Raw genomic sequence first — 23857 nt, forward strand, 5'->3', positions numbered from 1 at the left:
ACAAACTTTTCTCAATTTTCAAAATAAATTATTATTTATTTTTTTAAATCTTCGTTTATAATTACCCTCTTCTGCGCTACCTACTATCTCTCGTTTTCAGTGGGGCAAAAGTACACCTTATTCATCACACAATCCAAATCATTTTATACTTAAATTCATATTTAGTTCATATTTGATCTTAACTCACTGATAAGCAACTTCAAAAATTTCGATGCTTTTTTCTGGGTTTAGAATGATAAAGGCGAAAACATAAGAGAAAACAGCCATAACAAGGGAAAAGGGAAAAAATAAAAGCTATAAAATGAAGGGTTTTTATCAAAAAGAAAAGTATAAAAGATGAAGAGACGGGTAAATACTAGATAAAGTTTACATACAGTGTATATAAAAGAAAAACGACCTCTATGAATTTGAGGTCGTTATTTTATACAAACAAGAAGATTCTTCTTATTTAGAATCTAATTTGGTATATATTAAACTTAAAAATTCAGCAAAAGATTTTTCCAGTCCAATAATATCACCTGATTTAAGGTTTAATCCACCAACTCCGGTATTATCAGATTTTACTTTAAGAGCTGACACCTGGAAATACTGATTGGTTTCATTTGCCTTAGGCTGAATTTTGATCGTAGAGCCTAATAATTTCCTCGTAGATATGGTATACACTTCATCCGGAACAACGTCTATTACAAAAAAAGATCTTGGAGATAATAAATAGTCTTTCTTGTTAACACTAATTTTTTGATCTTTATCCGAGGATGCAAACAAAAATATATGATCTGTTTGTGAAACAAATTTTTCTTTTGGCAAATAATATAAATTCAATTTATAATTTGAAGGATTAAAAGTCTGATGAGATCCATCTACATTGTTAAAAGGCTGTAAAGAAATTGCATTTGCTCCGATTTCTTTTGCTTTTTTAAATATCATAGAAAAAACAGCAGCATCGTCTTTCGAAAAACCACGCACTTCCACTTCTCCCAGATATTGCGCATCTTTTATTTCCTCTTTAATTTTAAATAAAAATTTATCTGAGTTATCATTTGTTTTCTCAACTTTTGTTAAATACACATTTTGTGCATTAAAAAAAATGAATGGCAAAAACAAAAATTACAATTGCAAGGTTCTTCATAGATATTTATTGTTGTGAAAGAATGCTAACACATTCTTCAAGACTATTCTCCCAATGTTTGGGTTCAATTTTATAAACTTCTTCAATTTTGTCTAAGCACATTGTACTTCTCTTAGGTCTTTTGGCCGGAGTAGGATATTGTTCAGTAGTCAGTGCATTTAATTTAACTGAAGATTCTGATAATTCAGCAATTTTTTTTTGCAAACTCATACCAGGTGGTTTCAGGGTAATTTGAAAAATGGAAAACACCAAAGTTCTTACGTGAGGTTTTAATAATATCCATAATGGCCTCTGCAAGATCATTTGCGTTAGTCGGTTGTCCGAATTGGTCTGCTACAATTCCCAACTCATCCTTTTGCGAAAACAAGTTCAGCATGGTTTTTACAAAATTCTTATTGAATTCAGAATACAGCCAGGAGGTTCTCAGGATAATTGTTTGAGGATTAATTTCCAATGCAAGTTCTTCTCCTCTTAATTTAGATGCTCCATATACCCCAATCGGATTTGTAAAGTCATCTTCTGAATAGCATAAATTTGTTTCTCCATCAAAAACATAGTCCGTAGAAACATGTATTAAAACTGCTTTATGTTCAGAACATGCCTGGGCAAGATGTGCTACCCCATCAGCATTTACTGCAAATGCTTTTTCTTTCTCTTTTTCAGCCAGATCTACCGCTGTATACGCCGATGCATTGATACAGAAGTCCGGCTTATTATCGTAAAAGAAGGTGTCTACCTGGTCTTCATCTGTAATATCAAGGGTCTGGGAGTCCGTAAAAATAAATTCATAATCACTTTCAAAATCAGGGCCTATTTTCCTTATACAATTGCCTAACTGACCATTACTGCCTATAACAACTATTTTCTTCATTATGGATTTTTTGCGTTTTGGGATCTTAAAAACTTAACTCTTGATTGAAAATCTTTTTCTTCTAAATCTACGTAGAACTTATGGAAAATTTCTTTAATATCTTCAGGATGTATATCTGATTTTCTTGTTTTAACATTAAAATAAATTACGGTAACCCATAAAACAGCATGAATTGTACTTTCATCAAGACTCTTCATAAGAATTTCAACTTTTGCAGTTCTGTCCTGTATGTCGATTGTTTTGCTGCTGATTACAACCTGGGTATTGTATCTTACTTCTTTCAGGTATGCTATTTCATTCTGTATAGCAATCCAGGTACAGCCAGTTTTTTTTGGTGTACTCTTCATAAGTAAAGCCATAAAATGTTTCAACGTGATCTTCTCTAGCATTAAACATATAATCCAAATACTTTACATTATTGAGATGCCCGATAGGATCGCAATCACTGAATCTGACTTTTACCGTTGTTGATACTTCTTTTTCCATTTGGCAAAAATAAAAAAACCACCCCTAAAAGAGGTGGTAAGTTTTATAAATGTTTGTTAATTTGTTAGATTATTGAACACCTAATTCTTTTTTTACAGCTGGAGTCGCATCCGGACCTCCTTTGTATACAAATGCAGAAGAGTTTGCATCCATAATGAAATCATATCCTGCAGCTTTAGCTACTTTAGATACAGCCTCGTTTAGTTTCTTCTCAATAGGCTCGTAAGCAGCATCTTGTTTAGCCACAAAATCTTTCTGAGCTTTATCGTTCATTTGTTGAATTTCTTCTTGCATTTTAGCTAATTCAGCTTCTCTTGCTTTGTTTTCATCGGCAGTTTTCTTAGGAGCTTCCTCAGAATATTGCTTTAATTTAGCTTGTCCAGCATCTGCTTTCTTTTTGATCTCAGCTTGCTTAGTATCTAAGAAAGTCTTTAAGTCAGCATCAGCCTTTTTCTTTTCAGGCATTGCGTTAAGAACACCTATAACATCTAAAGTAGCAATTTTTTGAGCTTTTGCCATACCTACAGATACAACCATCATTACTGCTGCAAATAATACACTTAATTTTTTCATAATTGGTAAATAAATAATTTAATTTGTTTTAGATTTTTAATTTCAGTAAAAGTTAATTCTATCGATTACTTTTTACCTCTTGTATTAGTTTTTTCTTTCTTTTCTGTTCCTTTTAAAAGAATGTCTAGTACTTTGTCTGTATAGTCATATCTTTTTTGAAGAAAAATAACATTAATGTTATTGCTTTTATCAAGAACTATGCCCAAGCCATTTTTCTCGGACATGGTTTTTACAGCGTTCCAAATTTGATCCTGAAAAGGTTCAACGAGATTAGATCTCAATTTTGTAATCTCCCCGTTTGTTCCAAAGCGTAAACTTGTTGTTGTTTTAATGTTCTTGTCGAGATCCATTACTTCCTTTTCTCTCAGTTTGAGCTGGTCTCCAACTAATAACACTCTCTCATTTTCAAATGCAGATCTTTTCTTTTCATACTCAGCATTCAAACTCTGAAGTTCCGATTCCCAAGTATCAATCTGCGAATTTAATCTTGCTTCTGCCTCTTTATATTGTGGAAGCTTGTTCAAAATATATTCTGTATCAACTACTCCAATTTTCTGCGCATTGCTAAAACTGAAGAGCAAAAATAATACAAATGTGAAAATGATTTTAATTTTTTTCATGTGATCATTATAATGATTGGTTCATTAAGAAGTGTGTCTTCCATCCTGAAGGTTCTGATGAGTTTATTGGTTTATCAAATCCATAAGCAAAATCAAATCCGATCAATCCAAATGCTCCCATATATACTCTTACCCCTACACCCACTGATCTTTTTAACTGGAAAGGATTGTAGCTTCCCCATGAGTTCCAAACGTTACCTCCTTCAGCAAAGGTTAATGCATAAATTTTTGCTGTCTGATTTAATGATATCGGATATCTTAGCTCCAATGTAAATCTATTATAAATGGTCCCTCCTCCTTGTGGAGTGATATCTCCCTGAGTACCATCTCCTCCGTAAGTAGAAGCATTTTCATAACCTCTTAAAGGAATTAATTCCCTACCGTCATATCTTCCTCCGAAAAGCCCGGTTCCTCCCATATAGAATCTCTCGAAAGGTGGTGCTCCCAACTGCTTGTTATAACCATCCATGAAGCCCATTTCGGCAGAAGACCTTAGGACTAACTTACCTGCAATTTCGTTATAAACATCAGCTTTGAATTTAATTTTATAAAATTCCATCCACTTATATTTATCTGTAGGCGACATTGTAGAATAGTCTTTATTACTAAACAATGAATATGGTGGAGTTAACTTAGCTGAAAGTTCGATATTGGAACCCATTGTAGGGAATATCGGGTCGATACCTGCAGAATTTCTGCTTAGTCCTAAGTTTAAACTTAAGTTATTGGCAGTACCGTAATTCTCTGTAGTTCCTCCAAAGTCAAATGGGTAGTTTTTGAAATCATATTTCTGGTACTGAATCCCAGTATACAATGAGAAATAATCATCCGGCCATTTCAATAGCCTGTTTAACCCAACAGATGCCGAAAAAATGTTCAATCTTGATGCGTCAGTACTTGTCGTTGTAACTGACGTACTATATCTAACAATTGAGTTATTAATACTTACAGAAAGTGCCGTTGGCTTTGTTCCGAATAACCATGGTTCAGTAAACGACACCCCATAATTCTGAAAATATTGTCCGGCCTGAGCCTGAATAGATAGGGTCTGTCCATCTCCCTGAGGTACAGGTCTGAAATCCTTAAACTTCAGGAAGTTCTTTAAAGAGAAGTTATTAAAGGTTAAACCTAATGTTCCGATAAAGCTATTTCCTCCATACCCCGCTTGTAGCTGTACTTGCGAAGATCCTTTTTCAACAAGCTTCCAGTTGATATCTACTGTATTGTCCTGCTGATTTGGCTGGATATCCTGACCGATCTGTTGCGGATCAAAGAAAGACATACCTGCTAAATCAAAATAAGTTCTTTTGATTTCGGTTTTCTTAAATAGCTCCCCTGGTTTTGTTCTTAATGCCCTAAGAATCACGTGGTCATGAGTTGTTGTATTTCCTTGCCAAGTAACTCTGTTCCAAGTTGCCTGTTCTCCTTCGTTTACTCTGATTTCCAAATTGATAGAATCACCAGATACTGATTTTTCAACAGGGGTTACATTAGAGAAAAGATAACCATTATTCATGTATACCGATTTGATATCGGAATCATCCTCCTTACCTCCATCTTCTCCAACTTTTTTGTTGAAACCTACTGCATCATAAATATCTCCTTTTTTATAACCGAGAAGTCTTTGCAAGTATTCTGTGGCATATACTGTATTTCCGGTAAAAGTGATATCTCCGATATAGTATTTTTTACCTTCTTTTAATTTTACGTTGATTTCGTAATTATTTCTTTTATTTCTCCAAACAGAATCGGATACGATAGCAGCATCTCTATAACCTAATGAGTTATAATAGCTGATCAGGCTTTGTTTATCTTCCTGATATTTATCTTCGATAAATTTTGAGGATTTCAAGATACCACCGATCCCAAATCTTTTTTGTTTGGTTTCTTTAAATGCTTTGTTTCTAAGTTTAGAATCGCTCACATTTTCGTTCCCTTCGAACTCAATATGATCAATCTTTACTCTTTTGCCTTTATCTACATTGATGGTCCAGTCCACTAAAGCAGGGTCATTTGCATTTACTTTATCCTGAATGGAAATCTTTGCATCTGCAAAACCTTTCTTAATATAGTCTTTAGGAACATTTGTTTTTAGGCTTGAAACTAAATTCTGTGTAATTTTAGTTCCCGGCTTAAGGTTATTATCCTTAGCTAGTTTCTCGCTTTTTGACTTTCCAATTCCTTTACCTGAAAATTTAACTTCTCCAAGTTCTTTTAAGTCCTGCAAGTAAAATTTCAAAACTACTGTTTCTCCTTCAATACTTTGAACATAAACCTCTACTTCTGAAAATGATTGGGTATCCCAAAGCTTTTTGATAGCATTGCTAACTTTTTGTCCGGGGATATCCACACTTTCTCCTTTAGATAATCCTGTAAATCTTAAGATTTGCGCAGGTGTATATTTCTTAACCCCATCTACAACAATGTCTTTAAGAACGTAGGTTCCTGTTTGGTTTTCTGCATGCACAGGGTTATTCACTTTTGTGCTATCCTGTGGAGTCACCTGTCCATAAAAATGTGCAGAAGCAACAAACATGATGATGGGTAATAGTCTAAACTTCATTTTATCGTAGTCTTTCTTTTCTTTAAATTTTACTGGATTTTTATTTGTTCGCCGGTTAGGCCATATCTCCTTTCTTTGTTTTGATAGTCTACAATACATTGGAAGAAAATATCTTTTGTGAAATCTGGCCACAGAACATTTAAAAACTGGAGTTCTGCATAGGCGATCTGCCAAAGAAGAAAATTACTAATTCTTATTTCACCACTGGTTCTTATTAATAAATCGACAGGTGGAAAATCTTTTGTATAGAGATAATTTTCGAATAATTTCTCATCAATATTCTCTACATCCACCTTGCCTTCTTTTACATCAGAACTTATATTTCTCACGGCATTCAGGATCTCGTTTTGCGAGCCATAACTGATCGCTAATACTAAATTACCTTTTGTGTTTTCTTTTGTTAATTCAACCACTCTTAGCAGCTGCTCTTTTACAAGAGGTGGCAGCTTATCCAGATTCCCAATAACATGCATTCTTAGACCTTTGCTGAAGATTTCTTCCGCTTCCAGCAATAATGTTTCAGTAAGCAAATTCATTAAAGTATTTACTTCATCACTCGGCCGGTTCCAATTCTCCGAAGAGAATGTATACAATGTTAAATATGGGATATTGATCTCATTACACGCATTAATGGCATTTCTTACAGCATTAATGGCATTTTTATGACCAAAAGTTCTTTCTTCACCACGAGATTTTGCCCATCTTCCATTGCCATCCATAATGATAGCAACATGTTTTGGTAAATTCTCTGAATTTATTTTATCTTTAATCAACGACATACTAATTACTCACAATAACACGGAGGTCTTCCAAAGGAGAATGTAAGACCTAAGCTAAAGGTATTCATCCAATCCTTAGATTTTGTATCTCCAACATTTCTTCCATTAACAAATGCAGCTTCTCTTTCTTTTGAAACAGCATAATAATTTCCTGTTTGCAATAAAGACCCTCCTGTTGTAGGATTTACTATATCTCCATTATAGGTAGATACAACATCTTTAGTTAATATTTTACTATGATCCAACTGATCTGTTAATGTATATCTAAACGTAGCTTCCGCAAATATTGCCCAGCTATGGTTAAATTTATATTTTAATCCGACTCCAAAAGGAATATGCATTGTTACTTTCTTACCCAGAGAATATTCTGCTCTTGTAGTAAAATCCCTTTCATTAATAGGAGCTTGTGCTACTCCATCTGCATCTCTTCTAAAGTCATTCACTAAAGTCGCTTTAGGAGCATCAAACATTAAACCTCCAATACCCCCAAATATATAAGGGCTAACCATACTTATCTGCTCATTATTTACCGGGAAAAAATTATATTCAAATACCAAACTTGCTTCATATACATTATTCTTTCCAAATGAGTTTCTATTTCTTCTATAATCTTCTTTCGCTGCTTTATCACTAAACTGTACCTGATTATAACCTAAATCTAGTCTAACAGTTTGGTAGGGATTAAAATTAAATCTATATAATATACCACCATAAAATGGAACTCCCCAATCTGATGCTCTGCTTAAATCCAACGGCTTTTGTAAAATATAACTCGTACTTCCTATATCACCCACTAGGTTACTCATACCTAGACGAACTCCCAATTCGTTTCTTTGTGCTTTCACACCAGTCATTGTTCCAAGGACGGCCAGGAAGCTAAATAATAATTTTTTATTCATAAAAGAATATGGATTTATGGTTATTTTAAAATTTAATTTTTGCAAATATAAAACATTTTTATATTAATGATATTCTTAATGTTTAGTTAAAAACAAACAAAAAAACATAATTTGTTATAAAGTAAACGACAAAGTACCGAAAATATTCTTTTTTTAATAGAATCAATAAAAGCCTTATATAATAAACCCTCATTAAATGAGGGTTTAATGTTTTATTTTTTATTAAAAATTGCCTGTATTTTATTTCTTATTTTAATCAATAGCGGCTCTTTGTAATTTTTGTCCTCATCAAAATAGCCATAACCGTATCCGTATCCATAGCCATAACCATATCCCTGCTTTATAATATAATCATTATATACAAGACCAAGGTTTTCAATCTCATTATTATGATATTTTTCCGTAATCATTTTAAGCATATACTTTTCAGTATATTCATGACGCACCACATAGATGTTAGTATCAGAATATTTCATCAATTCATATGAGTCTGCAACAAGTCCTACCGGAGGGGAATCGATAATGATAAAATCATAAATCTCCCTTAACTCTTCAATGAATTTAATATTCTTTTTACTCATTAACAGTTCTGACGGGTTCGGAGGAATTGGCCCTGATGTGGCAACATCAAGATTTGGAATTGTTGTTTTATTGATAATCTGGTCAATGGAAACTTCGCCTGTAAGATAATTCGAAATTCCATATTTATTATCAATTTTGAAATCACCGAATATTTTTGGTTTTCTTAGGTCCATTCCCAAAAGAATAGTCTTTTTATCACTTAAACCAAGAACTGAAGCAAGGTTAATTGAAACATATGTTTTACCTTCCCCTCCAATCGATGAAGTAATTAAAACAACTTTACTTTTTTCATTTTCATCAGACAAAAATCGCATATTCGCCCTTATTCCTCTAAATGCTTCAGAAACTGAAGACTTAGGCTGATCAAGCACGGTAAGCATATTCTCATTATTATTATTACCTACCACTCCAAGCAATGGAATTTTGGTAGCACTCAATAACTCTTTAATATTTCTTATTTTATTATCCAGCAATTCTCCGATTAAAATAAACAAAAACGGCAGAAGTAATAAACCTCCCATAATGACCAGCTTCGTTCCTTTTACATTGGGCCCGATAGGAGACTGTCCTACATTTTTGGCAGGGTCAATAACAGATATATCAGATTGATTCGTCGCCATCCTCATCTTAGTTTCATTCTGCCTTCCCAGTAAACTATTATAAGTGGCTTCAATCATATTGTACCCTCTTTCTGCATCCAAATACTTTCTTTCCTTTTCAGGGTAAGCATCAAGATCCGCATTAGCTTCAGCTACCTGTTGATTAATCTTATTGATTTCAACATTAAATCCATTATAGTAATTGCTCAAAGAGTTGGAAGAGCTCAATTTTGCATCACTGATCAACCTGTTGATTTCTTTCATAGGTTCTGAATTTGGCGTATAAATCGTAGCCATTTCTCTCCTTTTAAGATACAATGCTTTAAGTTCCGAAACTGAAGCCGTAAACATTCCGTCTTCGAATCCTGCAGCATTTGTACTGATCATTTTATCAAAATTCTGGTTCTCCAGTGTGTTCTTAATAAGATTAAGGGAGTTAATTTTACTGGTCAGGTCCGCCTTTTTTGCTTCCAATTCCTTAATCTTCGTCAGAGATTTTTCATCTCTATCTTTAATGTCGTAGAGCTTTTCCGAAGTTTTTAAATAGTTGAGAACAGTAGCACTTGAATCCAGTTTCTTTCTTACTCCTGTAAGATTATCCTGAAGATAGGTTTCCGTATTTTTATCAACGGTCATTTTATCAAGCATCCTTTTCTTCTGTAGCTCACTTACAGACTTGTTAAGGAAATTTACAGTTCCATTAAGATTGAAACCTGTTTTTGTAATGATCATAATAGAATTGATCTCCTTATCAAACTCTACTCCGATGGTTGATACAATCTCATTAACGGACTGATTGACAGAACTAAGATTAACAATAATATTATCCAGTTTAATATTTGGGGTTATTGGATTCTGAAGCAGTCTAAATTTAATATTAGGTGCTGTGAACCATTCTCCTACTTTAATTATTTTATTCGATGGTCTTTTAAAGCTATGAATATCCTGAAACCCCTCCACTTCATAATTATACAAATGAGTTGATTCTCCTTTATCGGGTAATACAACTTCATACGTATTTCCTCCTTTTGGCATCAGTGTAATAGGATAATTAATCTGTTGTAGGTGTTTCTTATCAATCTGCACAAAGACCGGTGAATCGTCTTTATCCAGATAAGTAGATTTTATAGATCCTTTTGTAGAATAGTTAACAAAAAGATCAAGCTCCTTTACAAGAAATTCATTGTGTGATCTTGACAAAAGCATTTTTTTCAAATAAATCCCGTCTTGATTTCCTCCCTGTCCCCAAATAAAGTTAATTGACTGGTTAGGAGTAAAGTAGCTGGAAGTATTATTAGACACACTTAAAGAAAGGTTTGAAGCATAAATACTCTGTGCATAATATTTACCATACATCCATGAGATACAGTAGCCAATAAACAGCATTAAAACAAACCAATACCAGTTCTTTAATATCCTTCTTAAAAAGTGCTCAACATCAAACAATTCAAAAGAACCGGTTTTATCTTTTTGAGAATTATTCTTCTCAACGTTAGTTTCTTTTCCTGGAATCATGATATTAAAGTCTTGTTAGGATTAAATAAACTGACAACGCTGTAGTAATTAATGAAATTCCTGTTGTGATAGTCTGTACAGGGTCTTTTCCCAATCCATTCAAGCTTTTTCCTCTGGTATTAAGATAGATTTCATCACCATTTTGCACATAATAATACGGTGAATTCATTACATCTTCCCGGGTTAAATCTATTTTCGCAATTTTAATTCCTTCCGGTAATTTTCTGTGGATAACAATGGTTTTTCTATCTACGCTTTTATTTAAACCTCCATTAATTGCCAGTGCTTCAGTAATGGTAAGCGTATTTTTGTGAGCCACTTTTTCTCCTGTAATAGCAACAGCTTCCGTGTCTCCAAGAATATAATAAGTTATCCCGTCCGTATTTAATCTCACCTGAGACTTTCCATCCTGGAAATTTTCATTTACTTTCTCCTGGATCTCTTTGGTGATATCTTCGATAGTACGTCCTTCTGCTTTGATGTAGCCGATTCCAAAAACATTAATATCTCCATTGGAATCCACTTTTAAACCATTAAAATAGAAATTGGTATTTCCTCCGCCACCACTTCCTCCACTTCCGCTTCCAACACGCCCTAAAGTTCCTATAGTTGTGGGATTAACCCCGGGAGCAACTGTACTACCGGAAGTATTTAAAGTAGAATAAAACTGCGCTGCATCGCCCTTTGGAGTAGTAACAATATTGAGATTCAGTATATCGTTCTTCGTGATCCTGTATACGGGAATGTTGTAAGGAACAAGACCTTCCTCATTGATCACAAGATTTTCATTAGGCTGCATGTATCTTACATCTTTTTTTGTGATACAAGATGTAATGAAAAAAGGCAGGATTAAAAGGGATAAATATTTAAAATTTCTTATCATAATCAAATGTTGTTTACAAAAATAAAAATTTAATTGTTACTTCCTATTATTTCTTATCCGATAAATAAAATCCGGCAAATAAGCACCAGTAAAGCCCAGCACAAGTATCACCAATAACAATAAATTTACATTTATATGTCTTAAAAAATAAGCCACCATTACTATAAAAAGATAGTAGACGACAATATAAAAACCCGATCTTCTATGGGTAAAGTCAAGCTTCAGAAGCTTATGGTGTATATGATTCTTATCCGCATCAAAGGGAGATTTCTTATTCCAAAGTCTTACAAAGATAACATTCAAAGTATCTACAATCGGTAAAATCAATATGGCTACAGCTATCGCCGGAGCTGACTGTAAGTGATACCTTGGAATATCCGGAAGCTTTTTGTCTATAAATATATCGATAAAACAGATGCTTGTAAATGCCAATAAAAATCCTAACAACATAGATCCGGTATCTCCCATGAATATCTTATTGGTCCTGTAATTCGAGAGGTTATAGTATAAAAATGCCAAAACAGCTCCAATGATTACAACGGACAATACGACCAGAGGATAATTATATTCCCCTAATCTATAATAACTTATCCCAAACAATGCACTGCATATCACTGAATACCCTCCAGCGAGTCCGTCAATCCCATCAATGAGATTAAATGCATTAATAAGAACAATAAAAGTAATGACACTAAATATAACACTTACAACATACTCAAGTTCATAAATGCCAAAGATCCCAAAGAGATTTCTGATTCTTATATCAGATCCTATAACGATAAGCGTGGATACCACAATCTGGGCAACAAGCTTTTTGTAAGCTCTCATCACTACAATATCGTCCATTACTCCTACATAAAGGAGAATGAGCAATGAAGCAAATAAAAACTTATACAGATCAAAAAGTTCATAGGCAAAAATAGAAGTACAAATACCTATAGAATAGAAAATAGCAATTCCTCCAAGATTGGGAATTTTTCTCAAGTGTGAACTTCTTACCCCCGGCTCATCCATCAGATTTTTTCTTCTGGAAATTTTAATAATGGTTGGGATAGAGAAAAACGTGATTAAAAAAGAAAACAAGAATCCAAATCCTATTTTTACATAAAAAATAGAAATATCCATCTCGCTTAAGAACAATTCAAAATTCTTCATTTTTTCCTATTTAAGTACTTTCATTATGCTTTAGCACTCATTACTTAAGATCTGCTAAATAGTATCTACGAAATTTGTAATATATCGAAATGACAGTACTTACATTTGTGTTTAAATCAACTTTCTTATCAATTTTTTTTGCCCTGCAAAAAACAATAGATAAAATATCTTTTTTTTCAGTGGCAAATATAAAATATAATTCTTACCAAAACGACTATAGAACAATATATCTTTAATTTTAATATTCCTTTCCTCTATAAAATTTTTCAGCTGATCAGCCATATCATAAAAAACTTTATCATCTTTTACAAACGCCAGATAGGCCAAAAAACTATATACTCCCTCTAAAATCTGGAAGTTTTTCAGTTCCTCTTTTTTTGTTGAGTAGGATGATGTTTTAAATTCAGATTCTACATCTTTTACTGCTTTGAGGATATCCAATCCTTTTTCAGTATGTGTTTTAGTGATAGAATCATTTCTTTCCAAATAGTGATAATGAAAGTTTTGCGTCTGTGCTACAATCTTACACTTGAGTAAAAGTTGTGGAATGAGCTGAATATCTTCAAAATGCACTCCTTTTTTGAACCTTTTATCATTAAAAAGTTCCTTTCGGAACAACTTGTTGCATGCAAAATAGCTGAGATCAGAAAAAACAGAAAAGTTTTTCTCCAAATCAATTTTCTCCGGCATATTAGGAATTTGAGTAAGCTTTTGGGTAACAATTCCCGACTCGTCCACTTTTTGAATATTACAGATGACCATTTCGGCATTATGTTTTTCCGCAAGGTTAAACATTTCTTCAAACATGGTTTTTCCGACATAATCATCACTATCCACAAAACCAATATAATCTCCCGTCGCCCGATCGATGGCAAAATTCCGGGCATCGCTTAACCCTCCATTTTCTTTCTTCCAAACTTTTAGTCTTTCCGGAAAACGCTGGCCATATTCCTGTGCAATCAATCCAGAATTATCACTGCTACCATCGTCCACAACGATAATTTCAATTTCCTGCAGACTTTGATTAATCAAAGAGTCGAGACATTTAGCCAAATAATTTTCAACATTATAAACAGGAACTATGATAGAAACTTTTGAGGGAACAGTATTCATCATAAATTAAATTTTCGTCAGCCTTGCATTCAACCAGCCTTTCTTTGCTTCGTCAAAATCTTTTCTTGAACAAGGAATACAATTCTCAATATTCTCATCATCTCCAAAATACCACAGATTACTAAACGTATCACGCTTAAATGTATGTTGGCTATCATCGATCAACACATAAAAAATTTCGTAGTGCCTTTCTTTTGGGTGTGATCTTTGGATATTGATTCCTTCTATCAGATACCAGATCATCTGTGCCAACAATTGATGATTCAACTGGCTTTCCGAATATATGTTATAATTAAAAATTCCGACAGACTTCAAATTTTCACTCAACCCAATTTCCTTCATGTAAGCGCAAATTTCCCGTCTATTTAGTCCATTCACCTGTGGATTTATTGAAAAAGGTTCTCCAAAACTTTCAATTGCATCACAATTGAGAGTCACCAAATCAGCTTTTCTGAAGAAGGGTTCTGTTTTTTCCGTAGAATTCATCATTTCTGCCAGACGGACAATATCAAACTCAACTTCTTTAATCAGCTTTACAGAATCTACTTCATTCAGGTGCTTCTGATATCCCAGGTGGTGGTAATTCTTAATCGAAAAATTCTTAGCACCCAAAATTTTGCTTAGAAAAGTATGCTCATTGATATGCTCACCCTGTTTAAGAGAGATGACGTTACTGATCTGTGTATAATTGATATTTTTTTGATGAAAATTCAATCCTGAAAATAAAGAAAAGGCGAAATCATTAGAACCTCCGATAATGACAGGAATTGCTCTTTTATAGTGACAGGCAGAAAGAACCTCCTGTAAGATATAATGGGAATCCTGAACAGATTTACCAGAAACAAGGTCTCCAAGATCAACGATGGGAATTTCAAAATCCAACTGTGATAATTTATAAAATTCCTTTCTTACAGAGGTAAAATCCTGTACTTCAGCATCGCCACCTGATCCTCTGTAATCTGATACGAAAAGTAAAACAATACTGTCTTCTTTTATTTCTTTGGTAATCTGGTTTCCAATCTGCCAATTCTCAGTTTTGAAATTCCTAGGGGCAATTATAAAATCTTCAAAATTCATTCTCTCTAATTAAGTCTTAAAAACCAAAAATATTAAAATAAAATCATTTAATGGTCATAAAAAAAGCCATTAACACTGTTTGTTAATGGCTTTGTAATATCATTACTTTTTATTTCTTTTTGTGGCAGTCGCTTTTTTCTTGGCTGCCGGCTTTTTTTTCTCGGCAAAAGCATTTTTATCCTGGGCAGTAATCCACTTTTTCACCTCATCCAATGAAACTTCTTTCAGTTCTTCAGCATCATATTTTGTGTCATCTTTTTTCTTTGGAATTTTGAACATGCTCTTTCCAAACTTAATAAATGGTCCCCATCTTCCATTTTCAATAGATATTTTTTCTTTCTCCCACTGCTGAATATATCTGTTCGCTTCTTTCTCCAGTTTAGCATCAATTAATTCATTAATGTCGCTTTGAGAAAGATTATCGAAATCATACTTTTTAGGAACGTTTACAAAAATACTCTGATATTTGATAAAAGGACCAAACCTTCCTGTTCCTTTGGTTACCGGCTCTCCCTTGTAGGTTGCAATAGGAGCATCAGCTTTTTTCTTTTCTCCTATAATTTCTTCAGCCCTGTTCTGATCTACAGAAAGCGGATCCTCTCCTTTTGGAATACTGATATACGTTTCACCCCACTTTACATAAGGACCGAATCTCCCCACACCTACTGAAACGGATTGGCCTTCATAATCTTTCAGATCAAAAGGCAGCTTGAATAGTTCCAATGCTTCTTCAAGCGTAATGGTTGCAATATTCTGCCCATTCATTAGCGATGCAAAAGTAGGCTTTTCTTCATCTTCAGTCTCCCCTATCTGGATCATAGCTCCAAATCTTCCAATTCTGGCATGAACATTTTTACCTGTTTTTGGATCAACACCCAACAGCCTATCCCCATTTGCACGGTCCGCATTTTCTTCTACGTCTTCAATTCTTGGATGGAATTTGGAATAAAAATCAGTCATCATCTCCTTCCATTTCTGATCTCCGTTTGCAATTTCATCGAAACTTTCTTCAACTCTTGCCGTGAATCCGTAATCAAGAATTTCCTTAAAATGATCAATAAGAAAGTCATTGACTACCTCACCAATATCTGTAGGAACAAATTTATTTTTATCACCTCCGAATTTCTCGTCGAGTATTACCTTTTTAATTTTATCTTTTACCAAAGACATTTTCACCACTTCACGAATCTGTGGCTCAATCTCACGCTTATCAACATACTCACGGTTCTGGATGGTCTGAATGGTAGGCGCATACGTGGAAGGACGGCCTATTCCCAATTCTTCAAGCTTTCTTACCAATCCTGCTTCTGTATATCTTGCACTGGGTCTGGTGAACTTTTCAGTTGCCGTAATTGATTTATAACTTAAAACTTCTCCTACTTTTACTTTCGGAAGTAATTTCTCATTATTTTCTTCGTCGTCATCTTCCGTTTTTACAATACCGTAAGCTTTAAGGAAACCATCAAAAATAATAACCTCACCCTGAGCTTCAAAATGCTGAGGCAAGCTCGCATTACCTATTTCAATGACCGTTTTTTCAATTTTAGCATTAGCCATCTGAGAGGCCAGCGTTCTTCTGTATATTAATTGATATAATCTGTTTAATTGAGCATCCCCAATACTTTTTACTGCGAAATCAGTCGGTCGTATCGCTTCGTGAGCCTCCTGTGCTGAAGCCGACTTTGTCGTATAATTTCTCGGAGCGGAATATTCTGCACCGTATTCAGATATAATCTGTCTTTTTGATCCTTCGATTGCTTCCTGAGAAAGATTCACGGAATCTGTTCTCATATAGGTAATGTATCCTTCTTCATACAGTCTTTGTGCAAGACGCATAGTGTTTGTTACATTATAACCTAATCTGGAAGAAGCTTCCTGCTGTAATGTAGAAGTAGTAAAAGGAGCAGATGCGGAACGCGTTCCAGGCTTTGTTTCAACATTCAGAACTTTAAACTCTGTTGTTTTTGCCTTTTCCAGAAATTTTTCAGCTTCTTCTTCTTTTTCGAAATCTTTTTTAAGTTTCGCAGCGATTTCCTGATCTTCTTTATTCACGAAAATCCCGTCAAGCTTAAAGCTTGCTTTAGGATTGAAAGCGCGTATTTCTTTTTCTCTTTCAACAATTAATCTTACGGCTACAGACTGAACTCTACCCGCTGATAATCCCGGTTTTACTTTTTTCCAAAGAACAGGAGACATTTCAAAACCTACGATTCTGTCAAGGACTCTTCTTGCCTGTTGTGCATTAACCAGATTCTGATCGATATCTCTCGGGTTATCAATTGCTTTTAGAATAGCATTTTTAGTAATTTCATGAAAAACAATACGTTTTCTGTTTTCCGGCTTAAGCTTTAATTCATCTGCCAAATGCCATGCAATGGCTTCTCCTTCACGATCCTCATCGGAAGCAAGCCAAACAATTTCAGCTTTTTTAACAGCAGATTTTAATTCTGTTACCAATTTCTTTTTGTCAGCAGAAACTTCGTAATCAGGACTGAATGTCTCAAGGTCTATACCCATCCCTTTTTTAGGTAAATCCCGGATATGTCCGAAACTGGATTTCACCTCAAAATCCTTTCCTAAATATTTCTGAATAGTTTTTGCTTTTGCCGGGGACTCTACAATTACTAAATTTTTCGACATTCTAAAATTTTTGCAAAAGTAAAGCTTTTTTATTACATAGGTTTTGCAATACTTGTTTAATTTAAAAATGAAATGACTTTACAGGGCATTTATATACTGGTTTTATTCTTTTCAATCAAGTGATTGACTTAAAATTAATTTAGTAAAACACATCTTAATAGAATTTTTCACCTATTATTATAAGATCGGTAAATAAAGTAGTAAAAAATAAGCTGTCTCGTGATTGAAACAGCCTATTTATATTTAAATTTTTATTCTTTTATAAGCTTAATAATCTTATCCGAATTATTTATCCGGATCAAATATATTCCTGATGTCAATGCAGATAGATTAGTCTTATCATTTTCAAATTTTCCGGACATGATCAGTTGTCCCGACATATTATATATCTGATAATAATATCCTCCGGTAGTATCCGGTGCCTTGATATGAAGTTCACTTTTTACCGGATTAGGAAAAACAGAGACCTGCTCTTTTCCCATAATATCCAAAAACTCATCTTTATTTAAAGGTGTTGCAGCTTTTGTCGCTGACAAAGATGTAATCTGAAGTTTTGTAATTACCCCTTCTTCATTTCCGTCTTCATCATATTTAACCTTTACACAACGACAGCTCATTCCAAAATAAGGGTCGTTATTATCATGAAAAGCCATAATACGGTTTGAAGAGGAAGCTGCATCGAATAACATATTTACAGAACGCCCTGTATAATTCGACGCCAATGCACCGGTCCAGAATCCGGGATATTGATAATTAAGGACGTTATAAGTTCCCTGGGCAGATTGATTCCCTGTAACACTTCTGAAACCTCTGGATCCGGAATTAGGATAATTGCCGACAGGATATGCTGACTGATTGAACATATAGCCAATCGTAGTTGTCGTACTTGGATTTCTGACTCTCACTCCCTGATAATCGTTAACGATACTATACATGGTTGCAACATTTTTATCCTTTTTATACCATGGAGTCATTCCAAAATCTTTACCGGAAACAATTGCAACACCAGACACATCAGGAATTCTCCAGCCTTCCGGACAAGGATCAAACGGTGATTTCACACCTCCTCTTCCCCATCTGTCCGGCGCCAGATTCGGTTCAGTAGATAGCCAATCCGTTCCATTTGTATAATTAGGTGTACTGCTATTATAGGGAGCAAAAGTACTTGGAATCATATATACTAAAGGATTTCTAACAGAATAAGACAAGATTTTCGAAATTTTGTCAGACACCTTATCTGTATCCAGGAGATTTGCATTCGCAGCATAAGTATTATAAGGAACAATATAACTTCCGGACATATTATTATAAGTAGACGCAGCAAGGGTAGTATAACTAATCGTTCCGGTTGCTAAAACATTCCCAAGAAACACATTGTATGACCCTCTGTTATCAGCATACTGGAATGTTGGAATAGGATCTTTTCTTCCCCACTGATAATGAAGCCCAGTGGATGCCCTGATTCTGGATAATTCCGCAGAGGTAGGGGTAAGATTATTTACAACCATCGGAAATGCATCCGTTGCCCCCAGATTTCTGTCCATAAATTCGGTCCGGAAGGGAATATCTGCTTTATCTACATAATTGACATAATTGGTGGCATTTCCGGCCGGCAATTCTGTTGTATATTGAAGACTGTTCACAGGCGTGTCAGTAACCCAAATATGCCAGCTCCAGTAAACAGGATTAGTGATATTGCCATTATGAAGAGTAACCACCGCATTTCCACTTTGATTGGGATTAATTGCAACTACAATTTTAGACCCGCTTAAACCGCCCAGCGACGCAGGAGAGGGATTAGCTATTGATACATTACTAATTAAACTTGTATTAGTTGTCCAAAGTACATTTACCTTAAGGTTGTTATAATTGGAAGGATCAAGAATCTCCTGATTATTAAGAAGCTGACTTTGAACTGAAAATGCTTTACTCACTGGAATCTCTATGGTAGATACAGTCGTCGCCTTAACGATCTGATAAGTATTCGGATTATTTAACCCTTCAAGATATTCATTGGAAATGTTTAAAAATTCAGTAGGAAAATCATAATTATCCACCACATACAAAGGATCTTTTACGCAACGGCATCCATTAGCTTCTGAAGTATTCATTGTTGCTAACGGCACATATTGAAATCTACCTTTTATCGTAGGGAAATTTGAATCCGGAATGTCAGGCTGGGCTTTATCCGGAATCATATATAAGCCTCTTGCAACAGTAGCAGGAGTAGCATCAAACTGTCTGGCCATCGTCGCAGTCCATATGTTGGTATGGTGCTGGTCCGCATATTGTCCGGCCTGTGTTTCAATAGCTACCTGCCCCGTTCCGGGAAACAATCCCATATCGTAACCTCCGACCTGAGAAAGGTCAAATCCGATATTGGGATACAATTTAATTCCCTTCATAAATAAAGGCATATTCGTATCAGTGGGTTTTATAATATGGTAGCCATTGGATTCAAAAGCATTTTTCCCCATATTGGTTCTTACTCCAAAGGGAGAAAAATCGGTCCTGATATCATCCACATAATTTGCTGAGGCAAGATTAGCAACCAAAACCGATGGAATCCGCCATCCGTTGGGACAAGGATCATAAGATGACTTATCACGGTACGGTTGAGCCGAATCATCAGTGGTATAAGTTGCGTTTATTTTCCCCTGTGAATTGTCTGACCATAAATTAAGCTCAGATAACTGGTAGTCTTTAAAATTAGAGGATTTTCCAAACCAGTTAACCATCAGATTAGCATTGTTATTATAATATGCGGGACCAGAGTTATCATCCTTATTCACATAGATAAGACTCAAAGGATTTTTTACAGAAAGCTTGATATTATTGGTTACTTCAGCATTGGATAATAAAACAAACTTTCTGAGATCATCAATTTTAATGGCATTAGTGAAATTTTTTGCTCCCCGGTGCCTTATTCTTCCGATAGATCCTGATACTTCATAGAAATTATTACCCCTGTATACCAGAGAGGGTATCGGGTCTTTTCTACCCCATTGATAGAGTAAGCCTAAATTCCTGTTCCATTCTGTTCCTGTGATCGTTCCGCTTACAGAGCCTAAATCCCTATCCATCCACCTCCAGTCCGAATCGGGGATCTGCTCAATCACTCCATCGTTTCTCTGTCTTTTAATTGTTTCAAAACTTTTATAGGCAGATCCGTTAGTGGGATCATCAGTAACCCATACATGCCATGACCAAAAAATTTCGCCATTTATTCTAAATGCTATTACAGCATTTCCCTCTTTTGATTTATTTACAGGAACTTTAATTTTGGCATTCTGCCCTGTATCAAGTATTTCAAGAGCGTAATTTCCTCCACTTATAATGAGCCCAGGCACATCTTCCCATAATACATCAGCTGTTAATTTTCCTTCGGGAATACCTTCACTTCCTATATATTTATCATCTTCCCACATGGCATAGGCTTTTCTGACAGGTATTAGCAGGCCACCATATTCCTGGTTAGGATCAAAAATATAACTATTGGGCGCCTTAGTCCAATCTAAGGCAAGTGGGTTTACTTTACTTTTTACATTAAGCTGGGATGAAAAACTTTGGGTATCAGCAGAATTGATCACTCTTTGATCATAGTTTTGTGGTATCCTGACCAAAGAATCGTTAACTTTTGTATAGTGATCACCTGGCCACTCATCATCTTTATCATATCTATACCCATTGCTACAATAGGCACTCACTGACACAAGGCAAAAAATTGCCGTCATTTTTTTTAGTATACTGTTTCTCATATCCTTAGGTTTGGTGTAGAAACACCAATACAAATTTTAAGCCCGCATCAATAAATAGTGATTTATATTATAAATATATATTTAATAAGTTAATTATTATATAAATACTATTAAATAAAACAATTATTTATAGATATTCTATTTTGATTAAAACAGCACAAAACTACAATATTATTGTATTGAATTTTAAATTTGTGGTATATTAAGTTCACAAATAATAAGGAAAAATACAGCCTGGAGCGTAAAGAAACGAGCATTGATAAGGGATAACAGAAAAAAGACGCATCTTTAAAGTGCGCCTTTTGTCAATACATTTACTTTACTGTTAAGGTAAAATATGATTTTTATAGAGGTCAATGGTGAACCTACCTGCAATAATATTTCTGAAACTGGAAAATACCACGAAGTTGAATATGGTCAATGCAATGATAAAGGAATATATTAATCTCTTTTTATTAGCCGAAACAACATACATTGCATTAGGAATCAATACAAATGAGAAACCAATAAACGCTCCCGCAAGCCTGGATGAGAACACCGGATTGTTTCTGAATATGAAATAAAAACAGATTCCAATGACGGCATAGTTCCTATGATATTCATAATATGGATATTTTTCCTTCATGGGAGTATCAAATGCAAATAAAAAGAATGTGAGAATTGCCATTAACGCTTCGGGAATACCAAATCCCCCATTTAATCGCTGCGCCGTCTCATCCACATATCCGTTAAAACCTTCCACAAGCATACTATCGGAGGCAATATTACTCAAAAAGTTACCAAAAACCTTATACACTTCGAATGGAGACAAAAAGATCGAAACAATAATAGATACCAGCATCATTGTTTTATTTAAAGGTATGCGTGCAACCCAATACATGGGTAGAAATATATAACATACATTATGAATCCCTGAAGCTATGAATACAAAGAATAAATAGTGCCATAATTTTCTTTCTTTAATATACCTGATTGCGAAGTATATAATAAAAGTTCCAAGATTCTGCCTGATCTGTCCACTTTCTCCAATGAAGAAATTGGGAATAAACATAAACAGCGTAAAAGTAAATGGATAAAAAGTATTGTCTTCTGTATATTTTATCTTAAAAAATATAGCAAAAATAGCAATAACGAGTGTCAGCATGTAAAACGGAGCATTGAACACATTAAGCATGATCTTATTGATCAATGCATACAACCATTCTATATCAACATTCTCTGAACCTTCTATGTGAAGGGCCTTTAAAAAGATACTCCAATATTCTTTTGTATCTGAATAGATATAAATCCCTTTATAACTCCCATAATCCGGCCCAACACTATCTCTGAGCCCGGCAATAATAATCAGGTAAACCCCTAAAAACCAAAACCACTTTTTATCAACTTTATTTCCAAAGATCTCCTGCACACTAAAAATAAGCATGTAGATCATCGCAATGATGTAATATGGATGCAATAAACTCATGAAAGGATCAGGGAATTTTTAAATTGATGATAAGCCACTATAATTCCTGTCAGAATAAGTGGAAGGAAAAGCCTCACCTCCCAGTAAAGTCCCACCATGGTAATCATAGCAAGATAAGGCAATGAGAAAAATAAATACTTTTTAAATATCGTTTTATTGTCAGCAGATACGCCCAACAGGTATACAAAATACAAGACTATGGATCCAAATAACAGCCCCGCCAGATTGAACGGGCTTTCGAAGTTCCTGTTGATATAAAAGCCTTCTACAAAAGTGGTTTCCTGAACAACAATCATTCTCAATCCTAAATAGGCTGTTAAAAAAGAGATCACCAGAGGAATTGTTTTTGCGACCATTGTATAATTTCCTTTTCTGAGATCATCCATATCCAGGAAGAGCGCAGCAAAAAAAGCAATATTCAGACAAGCCGTCTCCCTAACGAACGTCGAAAGAAATATTAAAGCAATTAGAATATAAAAATATGCCGTCTTATTTGTATGAAAATATTTTAATGTTAAAAACACTCCTGTCAGATAACAAAAAAGTGCCATCATATCACAATTTGTAGGTGCATATTGCGTGATTACAATAAAAAACACGGCCAGCAGATGAATAACTCTTTTTAGATTGATGTTTAAAAGAAGTGAAACCGGCTTCAGGGAAAGTAGTTTATTAAAAACAACGGAAGAAAGAATAAAGAAGAAACTGTTCATCAGAAAAAGACCATGATAAAATGCAGTTCCGTTTTTATGTAGAAATTTCCGAAAAAAGCCCAGATAATTTTCAATAATATATCCCACAATGTCCGTAAGATACAAACTGAGATAGTTGGGAAGCACCCGATAAGCATAGACCGATGAAAACAAATAATCGGGCGGCCTTTCTGCTGTTTTCAATCTTGTGTATGAAGACTCAAATCCATAATAGGACATTGAGAACAGCAAAAGCGGAAGTATTATCGTAAATAAAAATCCGTTTATTTTTTCATCAAATATTTTCAACATATCAAAACAGCTTTTTATTCAGAATAATTTTGTTTTAAAATATATTATTAGGAGGGACATTTGCAAAAGTAAAAGTTTTTTTTTATTTTACCTAAACATTTTATTGATTTTAAAATAAACTTACGGGGTAAAAGTTTTGAACTAAT

Annotated in this window: 15 protein-coding genes and 2 pseudogenes; all 17 read right to left on the reverse strand. The window is 34.4% G+C overall.

All coding sequences use genetic code 11. The annotated features are described in order from the left end of the window. Nucleotides 1-444: 444 nt before the first annotated feature. Entirely contained in the window at nucleotides 445-1068 is a 624-nt protein-coding gene (locus ACJ5H0_RS22165; protein ID WP_411252078.1) for a hypothetical protein, read from the reverse strand. 67 nt (nucleotides 1069-1135) lie between these two features. Beyond that, a pseudogene (gene rfbD, locus ACJ5H0_RS22170) lies at nucleotides 1136-2000 on the reverse strand (dTDP-4-dehydrorhamnose reductase). After that, nucleotides 2000-2486: pseudogene (locus tag ACJ5H0_RS22175) on the reverse strand (acyl-CoA thioesterase). Before ACJ5H0_RS22175 ends, rfbD begins: the two co-directional pseudogenes overlap by 1 nt. A gap of 69 nt (nucleotides 2487-2555) precedes the next feature. Beyond that, nucleotides 2556-3059: an OmpH/Skp family outer membrane protein gene (locus ACJ5H0_RS22180; protein WP_172281073.1), complete on the reverse strand. Its 504-nt coding sequence runs from the start codon at nucleotides 3057-3059 to the stop codon at nucleotides 2556-2558. Between the two features lie 65 nt (nucleotides 3060-3124). Further along, entirely contained in the window at nucleotides 3125-3679 is a 555-nt protein-coding gene (locus ACJ5H0_RS22185; RefSeq protein WP_172281075.1) for an OmpH/Skp family outer membrane protein, read from the reverse strand. Between the two features lie 7 nt (nucleotides 3680-3686). Further along, nucleotides 3687-6242, reverse strand: a complete 2556-nt coding sequence (gene bamA, locus ACJ5H0_RS22190) for an outer membrane protein assembly factor BamA (RefSeq protein WP_273649870.1) — start codon at nucleotides 6240-6242, stop codon at nucleotides 3687-3689. A 29-nt stretch (nucleotides 6243-6271) separates the two neighbouring features. Continuing rightward, nucleotides 6272-7021: a polyprenyl diphosphate synthase gene (uppS, locus tag ACJ5H0_RS22195; protein ID WP_172281079.1), complete on the reverse strand. Its 750-nt coding sequence runs from the start codon at nucleotides 7019-7021 to the stop codon at nucleotides 6272-6274. A gap of 5 nt (nucleotides 7022-7026) precedes the next feature. After that, a complete protein-coding gene (gene porG / locus ACJ5H0_RS22200; RefSeq protein WP_172282395.1) occupies nucleotides 7027-7920 on the reverse strand; it encodes a type IX secretion system protein PorG in 894 nt (297 codons plus the stop codon). Between the two features lie 212 nt (nucleotides 7921-8132). Next, the gene (locus ACJ5H0_RS22205) at nucleotides 8133-10616 is read right to left on the reverse strand and encodes an exopolysaccharide transport family protein (RefSeq protein WP_345991587.1); all 2484 of its coding nucleotides are present in this window, start codon (nucleotides 10614-10616) and stop codon (nucleotides 8133-8135) included. A 4-nt stretch (nucleotides 10617-10620) separates the two neighbouring features. Beyond that, nucleotides 10621-11499 (reverse strand): polysaccharide biosynthesis/export family protein, encoded by an 879-nt coding sequence (locus tag ACJ5H0_RS22210; RefSeq protein ID WP_172281083.1) that lies wholly within the window; start codon nucleotides 11497-11499, stop codon nucleotides 10621-10623. A 36-nt stretch (nucleotides 11500-11535) separates the two neighbouring features. After that, entirely contained in the window at nucleotides 11536-12654 is a 1119-nt protein-coding gene (locus ACJ5H0_RS22215; protein ID WP_273649875.1) for a glycosyltransferase family 4 protein, read from the reverse strand. A 111-nt stretch (nucleotides 12655-12765) separates the two neighbouring features. After that, complete coding sequence (locus tag ACJ5H0_RS22220; protein WP_172282397.1) at nucleotides 12766-13767, reverse strand: glycosyltransferase family 2 protein; 1002 nt, start codon at nucleotides 13765-13767, stop codon at nucleotides 12766-12768. Between the two features lie 6 nt (nucleotides 13768-13773). Further along, nucleotides 13774-14844 (reverse strand): formimidoylglutamase, encoded by a 1071-nt coding sequence (locus ACJ5H0_RS22225; RefSeq protein WP_411252079.1) that lies wholly within the window; start codon nucleotides 14842-14844, stop codon nucleotides 13774-13776. Nucleotides 14845-14946: 102 nt separating this feature from the next. Next, complete coding sequence (topA, locus tag ACJ5H0_RS22230; protein ID WP_411252080.1) at nucleotides 14947-17484, reverse strand: type I DNA topoisomerase; 2538 nt, start codon at nucleotides 17482-17484, stop codon at nucleotides 14947-14949. A gap of 251 nt (nucleotides 17485-17735) precedes the next feature. Further along, entirely contained in the window at nucleotides 17736-21218 is a 3483-nt protein-coding gene (locus ACJ5H0_RS22235) for a T9SS type A sorting domain-containing protein (protein ID WP_411252081.1), read from the reverse strand. Nucleotides 21219-21567: 349 nt separating this feature from the next. Then, entirely contained in the window at nucleotides 21568-22707 is a 1140-nt protein-coding gene (locus tag ACJ5H0_RS22240; protein ID WP_411252082.1) for an EpsG family protein, read from the reverse strand. Further along, the gene (locus tag ACJ5H0_RS22245) at nucleotides 22704-23711 is read right to left on the reverse strand and encodes a hypothetical protein (RefSeq protein WP_411252083.1); all 1008 of its coding nucleotides are present in this window, start codon (nucleotides 23709-23711) and stop codon (nucleotides 22704-22706) included. The genes ACJ5H0_RS22240 and ACJ5H0_RS22245 overlap by 4 nt, the downstream gene beginning before the upstream one ends. Between the last annotated feature and the right edge of the window lie 146 nt (nucleotides 23712-23857).

This window comes from Chryseobacterium proteolyticum (genome assembly GCF_046591535.1).
GTDB classification, from domain to species: Bacteria; Bacteroidota; Bacteroidia; order Flavobacteriales; family Weeksellaceae; genus Chryseobacterium; species Chryseobacterium proteolyticum.

Bases quoted from the DNA above. Each gene is read 5' to 3' on its own strand.
- ACJ5H0_RS22185 (WP_172281075.1), bottom strand. From the start codon at position 3,679: ATGAAAAAAATTAAAATCATTTTCACATTTGTATTATTTTTGCTCTTC.
- ACJ5H0_RS22210 (WP_172281083.1), bottom strand. From the start codon at position 11,499: ATGATAAGAAATTTTAAATATTTATCCCTTTTAATCCTGCCTTTTTTC.
- ACJ5H0_RS22180 (WP_172281073.1), bottom strand. From the start codon at position 3,059: ATGAAAAAATTAAGTGTATTATTTGCAGCAGTAATGATGGTTGTATCT.
- ACJ5H0_RS22225 (WP_411252079.1), bottom strand. From the start codon at position 14,844: ATGAATTTTGAAGATTTTATAATTGCCCCTAGGAATTTCAAAACTGAG.
- ACJ5H0_RS22240 (WP_411252082.1), bottom strand. From the start codon at position 22,707: ATGAGTTTATTGCATCCATATTACATCATTGCGATGATCTACATGCTT.
- bamA (WP_273649870.1), bottom strand. From the start codon at position 6,242: ATGAAGTTTAGACTATTACCCATCATCATGTTTGTTGCTTCTGCACAT.
- ACJ5H0_RS22205 (WP_345991587.1), bottom strand. From the start codon at position 10,616: ATGATTCCAGGAAAAGAAACTAACGTTGAGAAGAATAATTCTCAAAAA.
- topA (WP_411252080.1), bottom strand. From the start codon at position 17,484: ATGTCGAAAAATTTAGTAATTGTAGAGTCCCCGGCAAAAGCAAAAACT.
- porG (WP_172282395.1), bottom strand. From the start codon at position 7,920: ATGAATAAAAAATTATTATTTAGCTTCCTGGCCGTCCTTGGAACAATG.
- ACJ5H0_RS22215 (WP_273649875.1), bottom strand. From the start codon at position 12,654: ATGAAGAATTTTGAATTGTTCTTAAGCGAGATGGATATTTCTATTTTT.
- uppS (WP_172281079.1), bottom strand. From the start codon at position 7,021: ATGTCGTTGATTAAAGATAAAATAAATTCAGAGAATTTACCAAAACAT.
- ACJ5H0_RS22245 (WP_411252083.1), bottom strand. From the start codon at position 23,711: ATGTTGAAAATATTTGATGAAAAAATAAACGGATTTTTATTTACGATA.
- ACJ5H0_RS22235 (WP_411252081.1), bottom strand. From the start codon at position 21,218: ATGACGGCAATTTTTTGCCTTGTGTCAGTGAGTGCCTATTGTAGCAAT.
- ACJ5H0_RS22220 (WP_172282397.1), bottom strand. From the start codon at position 13,767: ATGAATACTGTTCCCTCAAAAGTTTCTATCATAGTTCCTGTTTATAAT.